The sequence below is a fragment of the Isoptericola sp. NPDC057653 genome (assembly GCF_042799955.1).
In the GTDB taxonomy this organism is placed as follows: domain Bacteria; phylum Actinomycetota; class Actinomycetes; order Actinomycetales; family Cellulomonadaceae; genus Isoptericola.
Genome location: NZ_JBHVHP010000002.1, coordinates 523,585 through 538,766, shown reverse-complemented (window position 1 = coordinate 538,766; position 15,182 = coordinate 523,585). Strand labels below are relative to the sequence as shown.

The window sequence follows — 15,182 nt, the reverse complement described above, 5'->3', positions numbered from 1 at the left end:
TCGTGCGTCCGGGCCACGTGCGCGGGCACCCCGACGTCCGTGATGTGAGACGACGCGTCCAACCCTTGACTCCCGCGGTCGCGGCGGCTTCCCTGCCGCCCAGGTGACGAGCGCCAGCACCCAGGCCCGGCTCGCTGGCCAGCAACCCTTCGACGTGACGGGGTGCTCCGGGAACGACCTGACCACGCCGCGCCCGCGGCGGGGTAAGCACGGCTCCGGTCGTCCTCGACCGTGCCCGGCGCGACGCCGGGCACGCGGACGGCCCGCCACGACCACGAGGAACCGCTCGCGATGACCACCACCCCCCGCACCCTGCGCCGCCCCGCCGTGGGGCTCGCCGCCACCGCGTCGGCCGCCGCGCTCCTGCTGAGCGCCTGCTCGACCGGCGCCGACGCCGCGTCCGGTGCCGGCGCGTCGGCGGACGCCGACCCCGTCGCCGGTGGCGACCTGACGTTCGCCATCACCGTCGACTCGCACTGCATCGACCCGCAGCAGGTGGGCAACAACGACGCGATCGCCGCCGCCCGGCAGACCGTCGCCTCCCTGACCGCGCAGGACCCGGGGTCCGGGAAGATCCTGCCGTGGCTCGCCGAGAGCTGGGAGGTGAACGACGACGCCTCCAGCTACACCTTCCACCTGCGCGACGACGCCACCTTCGCCGACGGCACCCCCATCGACGCCGAGGCCGTCAAGACCAACTTCGACGCCATCGTCGACCTGGGGGCCGTCGCGTCCCTCGGGTCGCAGTACCTGGTCGGCTACGCGGGCACCACCGTGGAGGACGAGCGCACCGTGACCGTCGACTTCGACGAGCCCAGCGCCCAGTTCCTGCAGGCCACGTCGACGTTCTCCCTCGGGCTGCTGTCGCCCGCCTCGGCAAAGCTGTCGGCGGAGGACCGGTGCGCCGGCAAGTACGTGGGGTCCGGGCCGTTCGCGGTGAAGTCGTACACCCAGGACCAGGAGATCGTCCTGGAGAAGGTCAAGGGCTACGCCTGGGGCTCGGAGGCGAACGCGCACACCGGCGAGGCCTACCTGGACACCGTGACCTTCAAGGTCATCCCCGAGGCCGGCGTGCGCACCGGCTCCCTGCAGTCCGGGCAGGTCGACGCCACCGCCGCGCTCAACGCCGTCGACCTGCCGCAGTTCGACGGCCACGGGTTCTGGCTGCAGTACCGCGCCAACCCGGGCGTCGTGTTCAACCTGTTCCCGAACGAGTCCAGCCCGCTGGCCGCGGACGAGGCGGTGCGGACGGCGATCGTCAAGGGGATCGACCGGCAGCAGATCGTGGACACCGTCCTGACGCCGCAGGACCAGCCGGCCACGGGCGTCCTCTCCCACTCGACGCCGCTGTTCGAGGGCGCCGACGACCTGCTCGCCTACGACCCCGACGGCGCGAAGAAGATCCTCGACGACGCGGGCTGGGTCACCGGCGCCGACGGCATCCGGGAGAAGGACGGGACGAAGCTCTCGACGACGGTGACGTTCTGGCAGGTGCCCGAGCCGCTCGAGCTCGTGCAGCAGCAGCTGCGCCAGATCGGCGTGGACCTGCAGCTCAAGCACGTCACCGTCGCGGAGTCGGAGGCCGCCAAGGAGTCGGGCGACTTCGACTTCGACTACTACAACCTCACGCGGTCCGACGCCGACGTGCTGCGCACGATCTTCTCGGCGAACGCGCGCAACATCAACCAGCGCGATCCCGAAGAGGTCGACACGCTCCTCGACGACTCCGCCGCCGCCACCGACCCCGAGGAGCGGAAGAAGCTCGTCGCCGAGGCGTCCCGGCTCCTGATCGAGCGTGGGCACGCCATCCCCGTCTACGAGCTGTCGACCACGATCGCCGCCGCCGACCGCGTGCAGGGGCTCACGTTCGAGGCGTCCTCGCGGCTGGACTTCTACGACGCGTGGGTGACCGACGGGGCGGAGGGGTGAGATGACGCGCTACCTGCTGCAACGCGCCGGGCAGGGGGTCTTCGTCCTCTGGGCCGCCTTCACGGTCGCGTTCTTCGTCCTCTACCTGCTGCCGAGCGACCCGGCCGCGCTCGTGGCGTCCGGGGGCGGCGAGGTGAGCCAGGTCGACCCGGCCCAGCTCGCCGCCCTGCGCGCCGAGTACGGCCTCGACCGCCCGATCCTCGTGCAGTACGGCGACGCCCTCCTGGGCGCGCTCACCGGCGACTTCGGCAGCTCCTACGTGAGCGGCGCGTCCGCCACGTCGCTCGTCGCGCAGGCCCTGCCCGAGACCCTCAAGCTCACCGGGGCGGCCCTGCTGCTCGCCGTCGTCGGCGGGACGGCGGTGGCCGTGGCCAGCGTCTTCCCCCGGGCGCGCCCCCTGCGGCAGGCGCTGTCCGCCCTGCCGCCCCTCGGCGTCGCCCTGCCCACGTTCTTCGTGGGCCTGGTGCTGCTGCAGTGGTTCTCGTTCCGGGTGCCGATCTTCCCGGCGATCGGCAACGAGGGCGCGATCAGCCTCGTGCTGCCCACGGTCACCCTGGCCGTCCCGGCCGGGGCGCAGCTCGCGCAGGTCCTGTCCCGCTCCCTGCGCGGCACGCTCGGCGAGCCCTACGTCGAGACGGCGTGGGCGAAGGGCGCCGGCCGCGCCCGCGTGCACCTCGCGCACGCCCTGCGCAACGCCGCCATCCCGGCGTTCACCGTGCTCGGCGTGATGGTCGGCGGGCTGCTCGGGGGTGCCGTCGTCACCGAGACCGTGTTCTCCCGGGCCGGGCTCGGCCGGCTCACCGTGCAGTCGGTCAACCAGCAGGACGTGCCGGTGGTGCTGGCGATCGTCGTGCTCGCGGCGCTCGTCTTCGTCGTCGTCACCCTCGCGGTCGACCTCGCCTACCCGCTGCTCGACCCGCGGATCCAGCTGCGCGGCCCGCGGCGGGACCGGGCCCGGCGACCCGATCCCCAGCGGACCGGCCCCCAGCGGACCGGCCCCCAGCAGACCGACACCCCGCGCACCGGGGCGGTGACCGCATGACCCTGCAGACCCTCTCGCGCCCCGCGGCCGCCCCCGACGCGGCGCCCGCGCCCGCCGCCGAGCGCGGCGGGAGCCCCCGGCGCGCGGCGCGCGCCACCCGCCACCTGCTGCGCCGGCCCGGGCTCGTGCTCGCCGTGGCCGTGCTGCTGCTCGTCGCCGCCTGGGCCGTGGTGCCACAGGCGTTCACCGCCCAGGACCCGCTGGGCGGCGTCCCCGCCGACCGGCTCCAGGCGCCCTCGGGCGCGCACTGGTTCGGCACCGACCACCTGGGCCGCGACGTGTACGCGCGGGTGGTGCACGGCGCGTCCCTCACGCTGCGCACGACCGCGCTCGCGGTCGTCGTCGGCCTTGTGGTCGGGTCGCTGCTCGGCCTGCTCGCGGGCTTCCTGCGGGGCTGGGTGGACGACGTGATCGGACGCCTGGTCGACGTGCTGCTGGCGATCCCGAGCATCCTGCTGTCGCTCGCGATCATCACGGCGCTGGGCTTCGGGCCGGTCAAGGTGGCGATCGCCGTGGGCATCGGCTCGGTGGCGACGTTCGCGCGGGTCATGCGTGCCGAGGTGCTGCGCGTGTCGACCTCGACGTACGTCGAGGCGGCGCGGGCGTCGGGCCTGCGCTGGCCGGCCGTGCTCGGCCGGCACGTGCTGCCCAACTCCTCGGGGCCCGTGCTCGCGCTGGTCGCCCTCGACCTCGGCACGGCCGTGCTGGCGGTCTCGGCCCTCAGCTTCCTCGGGTACGGCACGCCTCCGCCCGCACCCGAGTGGGGCGCGCTCGTGTCCGGCGGGCGCGACTACCTCGCCACCGCCTGGTGGCTCACCACCCTGCCCGGCCTCGTCATCGTGGCCGTCGTGCTCGCCGCCAACCGGGTGTCGCGGGCGCTGGAGAAGACGGGAGAGGACCAGTGACCGACATCCATCAGGAGCCCGCCCCGCCGGGCCCGGACACCCCGGTGCTGGAGATCAGCGGCCTCGAGGTCGCCTACCGCACCGCCGAGGGCGGCAGCCGGCCCGCCGTGCGGGGCGTCGACCTTCGCGTCGCGGCCGGCGAGGTCGTGGCGCTCGTCGGCGAGTCCGGCTCGGGCAAGAGCACGACGGCGCACGCCGCCCTGCACCTGCTGCCCCGCGGGGGCGAGGTGACGGGCGGGCGGATCCGGCTCGACGGCCGCGACCTGTCGGACCTCACCGCGAAGGAGTGGCAGGCCGTCCGGGGCCGGCACGTGGGCCTGGTGCCCCAGGACCCGACGGTGTCGCTCAACCCGGTGGTCCGCGTGGGCGACCAGGTCGCCGAGGTGCTCGTCATCCACGGGCTGGCACGGCGCGCGGACGCCAAGGTCCGGGCGGTCGAACTGCTGCGGCAGGCCGGGGTCGACGACCCCGCGGCGCGTGCCCGGCAGTACCCGCACCAGCTCTCGGGCGGGCTGCGCCAGCGCGTGCTCATCGCGATCGCCATCGCGGCCGGCCCGCGGCTGATCGTCGCGGACGAGCCGACCAGCGCGCTGGACGTCACCGTGCAGCGGCGCATCCTCGACCACCTCGACACCCTCGTGCGGGAGACCGGCACCGCGGTGCTGCTCATCACGCACGACCTGGGCGTCGCCGCGGACCGCGCGGACCGGATCGTGGTGCTGGAGGGCGGGGTCGTGGTCGAGGAGGGCCCGTCCGCGCGCCTGCTGGCCGACCCCCGGCACCCGTACACCCGCGCGCTCCTCGCGGCCGCCCCTAGCCTGGCGAGCTCTCGCCTGGTCGTCCGCGGCGGGGGTGGCGCCGCGCCTGCCGGCGCGGGCCGGGCGACCGACGGACGGCCCGACGCCGGGACCGCCGTGTCGTCGGCCGAGGGCACGGCCGCCCCGGTCCTCGCGCTCGACGGCGTCCGCAAGGAGTTCGCCCTGCCGCGCGGGGCCGAGCGGCGCACCCTCGTGGCGGTCGACGACGTGAGCCTCGCCGTCGGGCGGGGGCGCACGTACGCCCTGGTGGGGGAGTCGGGCTCGGGCAAGAGCACGACCGCGCGCCTCGCGCTGCGCCTCGAGCGGGCGTCGGCCGGGCGGGTCGTGTTCCGCGGGCAGGACATCACGGCGGCGCGCGGCGGGGCGCTGCGGGCGCTGCGGCGCGGGTTCCAGGTGGTGTACCAGAGCCCGTACGCGTCGCTGGACCCGCGGTTCACGGTGGAGCAGATCGTGGCCGAGCCGCTGCGCGCCTACGGCGTGGGCGACCGCGCCGAGCGGGCCGACCGGGCGCGCGCCCTGATCGAGGACGTGGCGCTCCCGGCCGACGTCCTGCGGCGCGGCCCCCGGGAGCTGTCCGGCGGCCAGCGGCAGCGCGTCGCCATCGCCCGCGCCCTCGCGCTGCAGCCGGACCTGGTGGTGCTCGACGAGCCCGTGTCCGCGCTCGACGTGTCCGTGCAGGCGCAGATCCTCGAGCTGCTCGTGCGCCTGCAGGGCGAGCACGGGCTGGCCTACCTGTTCATCTCGCACGACCTGGCCGTCGTCCGACAGGTCGCGGACCAGGTCGGCGTGATGAGCCGCGGCCGGCTGGTCGAGTCGGGCGCCGCGGACCAGATCCTGCTGGACCCGCAGGAGGACTACACCCGAGAGCTCGTCGCGGCCATCCCCGGCCGCCGGGCCGTGCAGAGGCTGGAGACGGCATGACGACCACGACGACGACCCCGACGACGGCGGGCCTCGGGCGCGCCCTGACGACCGAGGAGGAGCTCGCGGGCCAGACCGTCGAGCTGCTGCAGGCGCTCATCCGCAACGCGTGCGTCAACGACGGCACGGTGGGCAGCGGGCAGGAGGCCCGCAACGCCGCCACGATCGCGGACTTCCTCGACGGGTCCGGGCTGGACCTGGAGCTCGTGGAGCCCCAGCCCGGCCGCACGTCCCTCGTCACGCGGGTGCGCGGCACCGACCCCACGGCGCCGAGCCTCGGCATGGTGGGCCACACCGACGTCGTGCCGGTCGAGCCGGACGGCTGGAGCCGCGACCCGTTCGGCGGGGAGCTCGTGGACGGCTGGGTGTGGGGCCGTGGCGCGATCGACATGCTCGGGCTCACGGCGGCGTACGCGGTGGTGACCCGGGCGCTCGCGACCTCCGGGCGGCCGCCCGCGGGCGACCTGCTGCTCGCCGCCGTCGCGGACGAGGAGCACGGCAGCGTGTGGGGTGTCGACTGGCTCACCACCCACCGCTGGGACCTGGTGCAGGCCGACCACGTGCTCACCGAGTCCGGCGGCGTGCCCGTGGGCCCGCGCGGGGCGCGCACGCTGGCCGTGGGGGAGAAGGGCGGCGCCGGCCGGCTGCTGCGCGTGCACGGCCGTCCCGGGCACGGCTCCGGCCCTTGGGGCAGCCGGAACGCCATCGTCATCGCGGCGGAGGTCGTGCGGCGGATCGCCGCCGCCCGCGGCCCGGTCGTCGTCGGCGACCTCTGGCGCCGCTACGTCGACGCGCTGGCCCCGGAGCCCGCCCTGCGCGCGGCGCTGCTCGACCCCGACCGCCTCGACGACGCCCTCCCGCAGCTCGGCGCCCTCGGCGCGGTCGCGCACGCCACCACCCACACGACGCTCGCCCCGACCGTCATCGGCGCGGGGTCCAAGCCGAACGTCATCCCGGGCCTGGCGGAGGTCACGCTGGACATCCGCGTGCTGCCCGGCACCCGCCCGGGCGACGTCGAGGCGCTGCTGGCGGCGACGCTCGGCGACCTCGCCGAGCACGTCGAGGTCGTGGGCGACCGGTTCGGCGAGCCGTCGCTGTCGCCCACGGACACCGACCTGTACCGCGTCATCGAGGGCGCCGTGTCCGCGCGCACGGGCGCGGCGGTGCTGCCGACCCTCGGCACGGGCGGCACGGACGGGCGCTTCTACCGGCGCCGCGGCGTCCCCGCCTACGGGTTCGGCCTGCTCAGCGCGGGCTGGGACCCCGGCACGTGGCGCGGGCTGTTCCACGGCAACGACGAGCGCGTCGACGTCGCGTCGCTGGAGCTCACCACCGCCGCGCTGCACGACGTCGTGACGAGGTTCCTGGGCTGACCCCGGACGCGGGCCGGGGCGGGACTCCGGCGGCCGGGCGCGGACGGTAGGGTCGCCGGCATGGCGACGGTGCTCCCCTTCGACGGCCACACTCCCCAGATCCACCCCACGGCGTGGGTCGCCCCGACGGCGACGATCGTCGGGAACGTGCGCATCGAGGCGCACGCCAGCGTGTTCTACGGCGCGGTGCTGCGCGGCGACATGGACGCGATCGTGCTGGGCGAGGGCTCCAACATCCAGGACAACTGCGTGGTGCACACCGACACCGGCGTGCCCGCCACCATCGGCGCGGGCGTGGGCGTGGGCCACGGCGCGATCATCCACGGCGCCACGGTGGGCGACGGCAGCCTGGTCGGCATGGGCGCCACGCTCCTCAACGACGCGGTCGTCGGCGCGGGCGCCTTCGTGGCCGCCGGAGCCCTCGTGCGCGAGGGCCAGGAGATCCCCGCCGGGCACCTCGCCGTGGGCGTGCCCGCGAAGGACCGCGGCCCCCTGGACGCCGAGGGCGCCGAGCGGGTGCGCCGCAACGCGATCGAGTACCGGGAGCTGGCCGAGCGGCACCGTCGCTCGGTCGGCTGACGCCCGCCGCCGGGACGGCGACGGCCCGCGTCTCGTGGTCGGGGACGCGGGCCGTCGTCGTCGCGGCGAGGACCGCGGCTAGGCGCGGGGCGAGGCGAGCGGAGCGCGCACGGCACCGAACGCGGTGCGGGCGCGCAGGCGGAACCCGAGGTGCTCGTAGAGCCGGATCGCGGTCGCGTTGTCGCCGGCCGCGTGCAGCATCGGCCGCGCGCCGCGCTCGCGGACGTGGTGGGCGACGTCGAGCACCAGGCGCGTGGCGAGGCCCTGGCCGCGGTGGTCGGGGTCGGTCGTGACGGCGCTGATCTCGGTCCAGCCGTCGGGCTGCAGACGCTCGCCGGCCATGGCGACGAGGCGGCCCCCGCGGCGCACGCCGACGTACCGGCCCATGAGGTACGTGCGCGGCAGGAACGGGCCGGGCCGCGACCGCTCGACGAGCGCGAGCATGTCGGGCACGTCGTCGGCGCCGAGCACCACGGCCTCGTCGTCGGGCCGGGTCTCGAGCCGGTCGGTGTCGACCAGCTGCACACCCTCGTGGAGGGCGAGCCGCTCCCAGCCCGGGGGGAGCGGCACGGACGCCGGCGGCGTGGGGAACTGCCCGCCGGGGCCGACGAGGTCCACCACGGCGTCCCACACGTCGGGGTCGTCCCACGACCGCACGGCGGCGAACGGGGACACGTCGGCCGGGTAGCGCCGCACCAGCGCGTTGCCCTCCGCCAGGTGCGCGTGGGCGCCGGTGAGGGACGACCAGCGGGGGTTGTCGAGGACGGCCTCGGAGGGGTCGCCGGGCGTGGTGGTGGGGCTGGTGTTGGGGGCGGTGGTGGTCATGGTCCTCCTGTCGGGCCGTGGCAGCCTAGGCGCTCACGGCGCCGGGACGAGCGCCGGTTCGCTCTCGGCGTCGCGGGCGGCGCGCCGGGTGAGCGGCGCGCGGAGCCCCAGGTGCTCGCGCAGCGTGGTGCCGGCGTACGCGGTGGGGTAGGCGCCGCGCTCCTGCAGGGCGGGCACCACCCGGTCCACGACGTCGTCCAGCCCGGCCGGCACGATCCACGGGCTGAGGTTGAACCCGTCGACGGCGCCGGTGCGCACCCAGCGGATGAGCTCGTCCGCCACGGCGCCCGGGGTCCCCGTGAAGCCGCGCTCGCCGGCGTTGCGGATCACCAGCTCGCGGATCGACAGGCCCTCGGCCTCCGCCACGGCGCGCCACTGCCGGGCGATCTCGTGCGTCCGCGCGCCGGTCGTGGCGGAGCCCCGCTCGCCGCCGAGCTCGGCGACCACCGGGTCGTGGGCCGGCAGCGGGCCGTCCGGGTCGTAGGACGAGAGGTCCTCGCCCCAGACGTTCCCGACGACCGACAGCGCGGTCGCGGGCGTGACCTGGGCGCGGCGCACCCAGCGCGCCTTCTCCTCGGCGTCCGCGGGCGTGTCCCCGACGACGATCGCGGTACCGGGGAAGATCTTCACGTCGTCCACGGGCCGGCCGGCCGCGACGACCCGGCGGCGCACGTCGGCCGCGAACTCGAGCGCGTCGGCGAGCACGGAGCCGTGCCGGGAGAAGATCACGTCGGCGTGCGCGGCCGCGAGGTCGCGACCCTGGGGCGAGTCGCCCGCCTGGAAGATCACCGGGTGGCCCTGCGGGCTGCGGGGCGTGGTGACGTCGAGGGCCAGGTCCCGGGGCGTGCGCAGCGCGGCGCCGGGCACCGCGACGCGCGCGACGTCGCCCCCGCCGTCCGGGAACGCGTCCCAGACCCCGCGCGCGACGGCCAGCACGGCCGCGGCCCGCTCGTACCGGTCCGCGTGGTCGAGGTACCCGCCGCGGCGGAAGTTCTCCCCGGTCCAGGCGTTGTCCGTCGTGACGACGTTCCACGCGGCCCGCCCGCCGGACAGGACGTCGAGGCTCGCGAGGCGGCGGGCCAGCTCGGCCGGGTCGTGGTAGGTCGTGTTCTGGGTGGCGACGAGGCCGATGCGCTCGGTGATCGCGGCCAGGGCCGCGAGCTGGGTGATCGCGTCGGGGCGGCCCACGACGTCCAGGTCGTGGATGCGCCCGCGGGACTCGCGCAGGCGGAGCCCCTCGCCGAGGAAGAAGGCGTCGAAGAGCCCGCGCTCGGCCGTGCGGACCACCTGCTCGAAGGAGGCGAAGTCCGTCTGCGACCCGGACTCCGGGTCGGACCAGATCGTGGTGTGGTTGACGCCCTGGAAGAAGACGCCGAGGTGGACCTGGGCGTGCGGCCGGGTGATCGGGGCGTCGGGGGCGTGGGGTGCTGTGGGTGCGCTCATCGTCGGCTCCTCAGGCGTGCGCGGCCGCGGGCTGGGCGTCGCGGGTGACGGTGCGGGGGCGGGTGTCGTAGCGGTTCGCCGGGCGGGGCAGGCCCAGCGTCTGCCGCAGGGTGGCGCCGGCGCGGGGCGCGGCGGTGAGCCGGGCGGCCCGGAGCGGGGGCAGCACGTCGCGGGCGAGCACGGGCAGGTCCGCGTCGAGGGCGGCGGGCAGCAGCCGCACCCCGGCGACGTCGCCGGACGCGGCGAGCCCGGCGAGGAGGCCCGCCAGCCCCGCGGCGTCGCCGGCGTACCGCAGCGCACCCGACCCCCAGGGGCCGCGGGTGCCCGGCGCGGCGGCCGCGTCGAGCTCGGCGAGCCGGGCGGCGCCGGTGCGGCCGCCCGCGTCGAGCGCGACCTCCAGGTCGACGACCGCGAGGGGCGACGCGTCGGGCTCGTGGTCGGTGGCGACCCGCGCCGCGGCCCGCACGGCGGCGACGTCGGTCCCGCCGACGAGGGCGACGTCGACGAGGGCCTCGTCGCGCACCGACGGTGCCACGTCGCCTGCCGCGGCCAGGACGACGGGCTGGCCCTGCGGCGGGCGGGGCGTGATGAGCGGCCCCTTGACGGAGAACGACTCGCCGACGAAGTCGACGTGGTGCAGGCGGTCGCGGTCGACGAACCGCCCGGTGGCGACGTCGCGGATCACGGCGTCGTCCTCCCACGAGTCCCACAGGTCGCGCACGACCTGGACGACGTCGCGCGCCTCGCGGGCGAGGTCCGTCACGGGGTCGCGCCCGTAGGCGTCGGCGGTGCCCGGGTGGTCGGTCACGGCGGCGAGCCAGCCGGCGCGGCCGGACGCCGCGATGTCGAGCGACGCGAGCTGCGTGGCCACGTGGAACGGCTCGGGGTAGGTGGTGGGCACCTGCGGCACGAGGCCGATGGCGTGGGTGGTGCGCGACACGAACGCCGCGCGGGTCACGGCGTCGAGCCGCGCCGAGGACGGCGACCCGGGCAGGGCGGGCAGGAGCGCGTCGGCGAACGTCGCGAAGGTGACGCCGGCGTGCTCGGCCCTCCGGACGGTGCGGGCGAGGCGGGCGGCGCCGACGAGGTCCGCCGGCGCGAGCCCCGCGACGGCGGCGGCCCCGGGATGGGCGCCCGCGCCGTCGACGTCGAGCCCGACGAGGAAGGGTGTGCTGGTCATGGGTCTCTCCGGGATCAGATCGCGGACTCGTCGCCGAGCCGGTGGTAGGTGCGGTCGAGGTAGACGAGCGGCGACGCCTCGTCGGACCCGGACTGCAGGGCGCGCAGCGAGACGAGGTAGCTGTCGCCCACGGGCGTGCGCTGGACGACGCGGGCGCGCACCCACGAGACCGCCCCGTCGACGACGGGCTCGCCCGTGGGCAGGGCGGTCCAGCCGCCGGCCGCGAAGCGGTCGATGCCGCTGGTCGCGAAGCGCGCGGACAGGTCGTCCTGGTGGTCGGCCAGGAAGCTGATCGCCAGGGTGTCGGCCCGCGAGACGGCGGGCCACGAGGACGACGTGGACGCCAGGGAGAAGGCGAGGAGCGGCGGAGCCGCCGACACCGAGATGACGGACGTGGCGGTGAACCCGACGGGGCGGCCCTCGTGCTCGAGCGCGACGACGGCGACGCCGGCGGGATGCTGGCGGAACACCGTCTTGAACTCGTCGGCGGACAGCTGGGGCTCGTCCTGCTGGGCCAGGAGCTCCTCCATGTCGGTCAGCGCGGCGGTCAGGTCGGTGCGCTCGGCGGTCACCGGGCGGCCCCCGTCAGCTCGGCGGCGGGCGTCGCGGCGGCGGAGGTCAGGCCGGTGGCCCGGCGCAGGGGCGTCGACCAGCGGGCGAACCAGGGGTCGAGGGCCGCGCCGAGCTCGGGCAGCTGCGCCTCGGTGAGGGCGAGGGACCGGGTGGGCACGACGGCGCCGAGCTCGACGAGGACGGGGCGCAGGTGCACCTCGCCCGCCAGCGCGTGCGCCGGGTTGCCGGAGACGACGAGCGGCACGACGACGACGCCCGCGAGCCCGTCCGGCCCGTAGAGGTCGAGGAACGCCTTGAGGAGGCCGGTGTAGGAGGCCTTGTAGACGGGGGTGGCCACGACGGCGACGGTGGCGCGCGCGAGGCGCTCCTTCGCCGCGTCGGCGGCGGGGTGGGCGGGGGCGAGGATCTCGCCCGCGAACGCCGCGAGCTCGACCGTCGCGACGTCGTCGGTGCCGAGCAGCTCGGCGACGCGGCGCCCGGCGGCCTCTGCCGCGGCCAGGGTGCGCGAGCCCGCGCGCGGGTTGCCGGACACCACCACCACGGAGGCGGCGGTGGGGCGGGTGGGTTCGGTCATGGGGTGTACCTCGCAGTCCGTCGATCACGCTTGCCGCGCGGCGTCTCGGCCCGCGGACGGGCCGGCCGGCGGCCTGGTCATCTCCCGGAGCACCCCGCCGTGACGTGGGGGTTGCTGCCCAGCCAGCCGGGGCTTCGCGCTGGGGCTCGTGACCTGGGGCGGAGGTATAGCAGCCGATCCGGGGAACGCCAGGGTGCTCCGGTGATTTCTCACGATCCGGACGCGAGGGAGCCTCCGGCCGGGGGACGACCGGAGGCTCCGGGGCGGGTCGGCGGGCGGGGCGCGGCCTCAGGCGTCGAGCCGCAGCCGGGCGCCGAGCGCGACGGCGGCGACGACGGCGGCGCCGGCGACGAGGACGACGTCCTTCAGCACGTACTGGCCGAGCAGCGTCATGCCGTGGCCGAACAGCTCGTCGCCGAAGAGGGCCACGGGGGACAGGATGCCGACCATCGCCACGGCCAGGACGGCCAGCCCCGTCCGCAGCAGGCGGCCGGAGAGGAGCGTCAGGCCGATGAAGGTCTCCATGACGGCCGTCAGCAGCACGGCGGCCTCGCCCGGCACCAGGCCGAACGTCAGCGTCTCCACCGTGCGGGCGGCGATCTCCTCGGCCGGGCTGGCGCCGGGGAAGAGCTTCAGCACGCCGAAGCCGAGGAACACGAGGCCGAGGGCGACGCGCAGGGCGGGGACCGACCACCGGGCGAGGACGCGCGCCAGCGCGGTGACCGCGACGTCGACGCGCAGCGCGACCCGCTCGGCGAGGCGGCGCGGCGCCGTCGTGGGGGCCGTCGTGGGGGCCGTCGTGGGGGCCTCGGCGGCGGTCGGCGCGGGGTTGTCCGGGGACGCCGGGACGGTGCGGGCGCCGGCGGCGTTGCGGGCCGACGAGGTGGTGACGGACATGGCGGTGCTCTCTTCCGGGTGACGGTGCGCGGCCCGGGGTGGCCGCCCCAGGAGAGAGGACCGGTCGGGACCGGGGATGCGGCGCGGCCGCGTTTTCGCCCGGTCGTCACCCGCCCCTTCCTTTTCGAGTGAGCAAGTGATTAGATCACTTTTCATGACGACGGAGTCGGGCCCGGTCCCGCGCCCCACCCTCAGCGGGACGCTCGCGGAGGCCGTGATCCAGATGATCGGCGACGAGGGTCTGGTCGCGGGCGAGCGCATCGGGCCGCAGCGCGACCTGGCGGCGCGGTTCGGGGTCGCGGTCCCCACGATGCGCGAGGCGCTGCGGCGGCTCGAGGGCCTGGGCATCCTGTCCTTCCGCCACGGCTCGGGCATCTACGTGGGGGAGAACTACCTGCGCAGCGTCCTGCCCAACGCGGTGGCCCCGCCCGCCGACCGCGCCCGGCTCGTGGCGCTCGTCCAGGCGCGCGCCGTGATCGAGCCGGCGATCGCGCGGCAGGCCGCGGTGGTCCGCGAGCCGGCCGCGCTGGCCCGCCTGGCCGACCTCCTCGCGGAGGCGCGCGAGTGCCTCGAGAGCGGGTCGGACCGCCTGTGGCGGGTGAACGTCGACCTCCACCGGGCGGTGGCCGACGCGGCGGGCAACACGATCCTGTCCGAGGTGCTCGACGTGATCCTGCTGCTGCACGCCGAGGACCAGCGCCGGATCCTCGCCCTCCACGGCGACCCGGAGTCGGACTACGAGGAGCACGCCGAGCTCGTGCGCCTCGTGACCGAGGGGCGCGCGGACGCCGTCGCGGACCTCATGCACGCGCACCTCACGGAGGTCGTGGGCGCCATCGAGGGCGCGGCGCCCTAGGCCCCCACCACCCGCAGCACCCGGCCCCGGTGGGGCCGGGCCACGGAACGCCACGAGATCACGACGGAGTGATGACGATGACGAGGACGAACTCGCGCCGCGGGCGGCGGCTGGCCGCCGCCGCGATGGCCGGGGCACTCACCCTGGCCGGAGCCACGACGGCGGCCACGATCGCGGCCACGACGACGGCCACGGCGGCGGACCGCGGTGCGCCCGCCTGCTCGCTCGACGGCGCGACGGTGCAGGCCACGCGGGCCGCGCCGGCGCCGCTCGGCGACACCTTCACCGCCTACGCCGACTCGGGGGTCGGCTGGACCGGCGCCGACAGCACCTACTCGGTGCCGCTGCGCGACGGCTCGCTCGCGTGGATCTTCTCGGACACGTTCCTCGGCCCGGTGGCGCCCGACGGCAGCCGCCCGCAGAGCACGCCCTTCCTCAACAACTCGATCGTGCTGCAGGACGGCGCCGCGCTGCGGACCGTCACCGGCGGCACCGCGGACGCCCCGGAGAGCATCGTGGGGCCCGACCCGGACGGCGCCTGGCACTGGTTCGGCGCCGGGCTGGCCACGCGCCGGGGCGACCTGCAGGTGGGCGTGCTCGAGTTCGCGCGGTTCGGCGAGGGCACCTGGGACTGGGGCTGGAGCGGGTCGTCCGTCGCCACCCTGGACACGGACACCTGGCAGGTGACGTCGGTGGACCCGCTGCCCTCGGGCGCGGGGATCCAGTGGGCCTCGTGGTACCAGCGCTCCGGCGGGCACGTGCTCGTGTACGGCGTCGAGGACCGGGGCGGCGAGAAGTTCATGCACGTCGCCAAGGTGCTGGGCGGCGACCTCGCCGACACGGGGCGCTGGCGCTACTGGGACGGCAGCGCGTGGGTGCGCGACGAGGCCGCGTCCGCCCGGGTCATGGCCGGCGTCGCGAACGAGTACAGCGTGACCCCGTACCGGGACGGCTGGCTGCTGGTCACCCAGGACACGTCGGTGCCGTTCAGCGACGAGATCAAGGCCTTCGTCTCCTGCTCGCCCACCGGCCCGTTCACGGGCGGCGCGACGATCCACCGGATGCCCGAGGTCGGCGCGGCCGGCAGCTACGGCGACCCCGACGTCATCGCCTACAACGCCCACGAGCACCCCGAGCTGCGCGACGACGACACGCTCCTGGTGACCTACAACGTCAACTCCGTGGACCCGGACGACCTGTACGCGGACGTCTCGATCTACCGGCCCCGGTTCGTCGAGATCACGCTCGACGTCCGGCACTGACCCTG

Annotated in this window: 14 protein-coding genes and 2 riboswitches; of the genes, 8 read left to right on the top strand and 6 right to left on the bottom strand. The window is 76.2% G+C overall.

Features of this window, described 5'->3' with window-relative positions:
• The first annotated feature begins 102 nt into the window (after positions 1-102).
• Positions 103-216, top strand: a riboswitch (SAM riboswitch).
• Positions 217-291: 75 nt separating this feature from the next.
• The 6 genes from ACFU9A_RS13700 to ACFU9A_RS13675 are packed head-to-tail and all read left to right on the top strand — an operon-like array spanning position 292 to position 7,567.
• Entirely contained in the window at positions 292-1,929 is a 1,638-nt protein-coding gene (locus tag ACFU9A_RS13700) for an ABC transporter substrate-binding protein (RefSeq protein ID WP_430575835.1), read from the top strand.
• Position 1,930: 1 nt separating this feature from the next.
• The gene (locus tag ACFU9A_RS13695; protein WP_430575834.1) at positions 1,931-2,971 is read left to right on the top strand and encodes an ABC transporter permease; all 1,041 of its coding nucleotides are present in this window, start codon (positions 1,931-1,933) and stop codon (positions 2,969-2,971) included.
• Entirely contained in the window at positions 2,968-3,876 is a 909-nt protein-coding gene (locus ACFU9A_RS13690; RefSeq protein WP_430575833.1) for an ABC transporter permease, read from the top strand. Before ACFU9A_RS13695 ends, ACFU9A_RS13690 begins: the two co-directional genes overlap by 4 nt.
• A complete protein-coding gene (locus ACFU9A_RS13685) occupies positions 3,873-5,615 on the top strand; it encodes a dipeptide ABC transporter ATP-binding protein (protein WP_430575832.1) in 1,743 nt (580 codons plus the stop codon). The genes ACFU9A_RS13690 and ACFU9A_RS13685 overlap by 4 nt, the downstream gene beginning before the upstream one ends.
• Complete coding sequence (locus ACFU9A_RS13680) at positions 5,612-6,988, top strand: M20/M25/M40 family metallo-hydrolase (protein ID WP_430575831.1); 1,377 nt, start codon at positions 5,612-5,614, stop codon at positions 6,986-6,988. Before ACFU9A_RS13685 ends, ACFU9A_RS13680 begins: the two co-directional genes overlap by 4 nt.
• A gap of 60 nt (positions 6,989-7,048) precedes the next feature.
• Positions 7,049-7,567 (top strand): gamma carbonic anhydrase family protein, encoded by a 519-nt coding sequence (locus tag ACFU9A_RS13675; RefSeq protein WP_430575830.1) that lies wholly within the window; start codon positions 7,049-7,051, stop codon positions 7,565-7,567.
• A 78-nt stretch (positions 7,568-7,645) separates the two neighbouring features.
• Here ACFU9A_RS13675 and ACFU9A_RS13670 read toward each other — a convergent pair whose 3' ends face one another.
• From ACFU9A_RS13670 to ACFU9A_RS13645, 6 genes are all read right to left on the bottom strand, one after another.
• Entirely contained in the window at positions 7,646-8,392 is a 747-nt protein-coding gene (locus tag ACFU9A_RS13670) for a GNAT family N-acetyltransferase (RefSeq protein WP_430575829.1), read from the bottom strand.
• 33 nt (positions 8,393-8,425) lie between these two features.
• Positions 8,426-9,835 (bottom strand): LLM class flavin-dependent oxidoreductase, encoded by a 1,410-nt coding sequence (locus ACFU9A_RS13665; protein WP_430575828.1) that lies wholly within the window; start codon positions 9,833-9,835, stop codon positions 8,426-8,428.
• A gap of 10 nt (positions 9,836-9,845) precedes the next feature.
• Positions 9,846-11,015, bottom strand: coding sequence for an LLM class flavin-dependent oxidoreductase (locus ACFU9A_RS13660; protein WP_430575827.1), 1,170 nt, complete (start codon positions 11,013-11,015; stop codon positions 9,846-9,848).
• Between the two features lie 14 nt (positions 11,016-11,029).
• Positions 11,030-11,545, bottom strand: a complete 516-nt coding sequence (locus ACFU9A_RS13655; protein ID WP_430576469.1) for a flavin reductase family protein — start codon at positions 11,543-11,545, stop codon at positions 11,030-11,032.
• Positions 11,546-11,583: 38 nt separating this feature from the next.
• The gene (locus ACFU9A_RS13650; RefSeq protein WP_430575826.1) at positions 11,584-12,162 is read right to left on the bottom strand and encodes an NADPH-dependent FMN reductase; all 579 of its coding nucleotides are present in this window, start codon (positions 12,160-12,162) and stop codon (positions 11,584-11,586) included.
• A 21-nt stretch (positions 12,163-12,183) separates the two neighbouring features.
• Positions 12,184-12,316, bottom strand: a riboswitch (SAM riboswitch).
• A gap of 134 nt (positions 12,317-12,450) precedes the next feature.
• Entirely contained in the window at positions 12,451-13,059 is a 609-nt protein-coding gene (locus tag ACFU9A_RS13645; RefSeq protein WP_430575825.1) for a DoxX family protein, read from the bottom strand.
• A 154-nt stretch (positions 13,060-13,213) separates the two neighbouring features.
• Between ACFU9A_RS13645 and ACFU9A_RS13640 the strand changes: the two genes are divergently transcribed.
• Both ACFU9A_RS13640 and ACFU9A_RS13635 read left to right on the top strand, forming a co-directional pair.
• Positions 13,214-13,915 carry a FadR/GntR family transcriptional regulator gene (locus ACFU9A_RS13640; protein ID WP_430575824.1) on the top strand — a complete coding sequence of 234 codons (702 nt, stop codon included), beginning with the start codon at positions 13,214-13,216 and terminating at the stop codon, positions 13,913-13,915.
• Positions 13,916-13,992: 77 nt separating this feature from the next.
• Positions 13,993-15,177: a DUF4185 domain-containing protein gene (locus tag ACFU9A_RS13635; RefSeq protein ID WP_430575823.1), complete on the top strand. Its 1,185-nt coding sequence runs from the start codon at positions 13,993-13,995 to the stop codon at positions 15,175-15,177.
• Positions 15,178-15,182 lie beyond the last annotated feature (5 nt).

Bases quoted from the DNA above. Each gene is read 5' to 3' on its own strand.
- ACFU9A_RS13670 (WP_430575829.1), bottom strand. From the start codon at position 8,392: ATGACCACCACCGCCCCCAACACCAGCCCCACCACCACGCCCGGCGAC.
- ACFU9A_RS13655 (WP_430576469.1), bottom strand. From the start codon at position 11,545: ATGGAGGAGCTCCTGGCCCAGCAGGACGAGCCCCAGCTGTCCGCCGAC.
- ACFU9A_RS13640 (WP_430575824.1), top strand. From the start codon at position 13,214: ATGACGACGGAGTCGGGCCCGGTCCCGCGCCCCACCCTCAGCGGGACG.
- ACFU9A_RS13680 (WP_430575831.1), top strand. From the start codon at position 5,612: ATGACGACCACGACGACGACCCCGACGACGGCGGGCCTCGGGCGCGCC.
- ACFU9A_RS13695 (WP_430575834.1), top strand. From the start codon at position 1,931: ATGACGCGCTACCTGCTGCAACGCGCCGGGCAGGGGGTCTTCGTCCTC.
- ACFU9A_RS13665 (WP_430575828.1), bottom strand. From the start codon at position 9,835: ATGAGCGCACCCACAGCACCCCACGCCCCCGACGCCCCGATCACCCGG.
- ACFU9A_RS13645 (WP_430575825.1), bottom strand. From the start codon at position 13,059: ATGTCCGTCACCACCTCGTCGGCCCGCAACGCCGCCGGCGCCCGCACC.
- ACFU9A_RS13660 (WP_430575827.1), bottom strand. From the start codon at position 11,015: ATGACCAGCACACCCTTCCTCGTCGGGCTCGACGTCGACGGCGCGGGC.
- ACFU9A_RS13700 (WP_430575835.1), top strand. From the start codon at position 292: ATGACCACCACCCCCCGCACCCTGCGCCGCCCCGCCGTGGGGCTCGCC.
- ACFU9A_RS13635 (WP_430575823.1), top strand. From the start codon at position 13,993: ATGACGAGGACGAACTCGCGCCGCGGGCGGCGGCTGGCCGCCGCCGCG.
- ACFU9A_RS13675 (WP_430575830.1), top strand. From the start codon at position 7,049: ATGGCGACGGTGCTCCCCTTCGACGGCCACACTCCCCAGATCCACCCC.
- ACFU9A_RS13650 (WP_430575826.1), bottom strand. From the start codon at position 12,162: ATGACCGAACCCACCCGCCCCACCGCCGCCTCCGTGGTGGTGGTGTCC.
- ACFU9A_RS13690 (WP_430575833.1), top strand. From the start codon at position 2,968: ATGACCCTGCAGACCCTCTCGCGCCCCGCGGCCGCCCCCGACGCGGCG.